This window comes from Burkholderia sp. B10, from assembly GCF_004368385.1.
GTDB lineage: Bacteria > Pseudomonadota > Gammaproteobacteria > Burkholderiales > Burkholderiaceae > Burkholderia > Burkholderia vietnamiensis.
In genome coordinates this window covers 1-1,145 of the sequence record NZ_PQMX01000173.1, presented here as the reverse complement: position 1 = coordinate 1,145, position 1,145 = coordinate 1, and the positions used below count along the sequence as shown (strand labels likewise).

The following is a 1,145-nucleotide window of genomic DNA, read 5'->3' as shown; positions in this document are numbered from 1 at the left end:
GTCTCCGCCTCGAAGCGCAGCACGACCACCGGCGTCGTGTTCGACGAGCGCGCGAGGCCGAAGCCGTCCGGATACTCGACGCGCAGCCCGTCGATCGTCACGACCTCGTCCGCGCCGTCGAACTTCGCCTCGCTCTGCAGCTTCTCGATCAGACGGAAGTTCTCGCCCTCTTCCAGCTTGAGCTGCAGTTCCGGCGTGCTCATCGCGTCCGGCAGCGCATTGAGCACCGCGCTCGGATCGGCCGTCTTCGCCAGAATCTCCAGCAGCCGCGCGCCCGTGTACAGCCCGTCGTCGAAGCCGTACCAGCGATCCTTGAAGAACACGTGGCCGCTCATCTCGCCTGCGAGCGGTGCGCCCGTCTCACGCAGCTTCGCCTTCACCAGCGAGTGGCCCGTCTTCCACATCAGCGGCTCGCCGCCCTTCTCCTTCACCCACTGCGCGAGATGGCGCGTGCACTTCACGTCGTAAATGATCTGCGCGCCCGGATTGCGCGACAGCACTTCCTCCGCGAACAGCATCAGCTGGCGGTCCGGGTAGATGATCTGGCCGTCCTTCGTGACGACGCCCAGGCGGTCGCCGTCGCCGTCGAACGCGAAGCCGAGTTCCGCGTCGGTGTCCTTCAGCGCCTGGATCACGTCCTGCAGGTTTTCCGGGTGCGCGGGATCGGGGTGGTGGTTCGGGAACGTGCCGTCGATGTCGGTGAAGCGCTCGACCAGCTCGCAGCCGAGCGCCTTGAACAGACGCGTCGCGAGCGGGCCGGCGACGCCGTTGCCTGCATCGACGACGAGCTTCAGCGGACGCGCGAGCTTCACGTCGCCGACGATGCGCGCGATGTACTGATCGGCCACGTCGAATGCTTCGTACGAGCCGCTGCCGGTGTCGTAGCGCTCGTCGACGATGCGGCGATACAGCGCCTGGATCTGCTCGCCGTAGATCGCCGCGCCGCGCAGCACCATCTTGAAGCCGTTGTAGTCGGGCGGGTTGTGGCTGCCGGTGACGACGATGCACGAATCGACGCGGCGCTCGCCGCCCTTCAGCGCGAGCGGCACGCTCGCCGCGAAATAGCCGACCGGCGTGGGCACCATGCCGACGTCGACGACGTCGACGCCCGCCGCACGCAGGCCATCGGCCAGCGCGCCGACGAG

The 1,145-nt window shown here is 67.8% G+C and carries 1 protein-coding gene; it reads right to left on the bottom strand.

Going from position 1 to position 1,145, the window contains the following annotated elements:
• On the bottom strand, positions 1 to 1,145 hold a 1,145-nt coding region (locus tag C3Y15_RS31440), incomplete at both ends, for a phosphomannomutase/phosphoglucomutase (protein WP_134206962.1).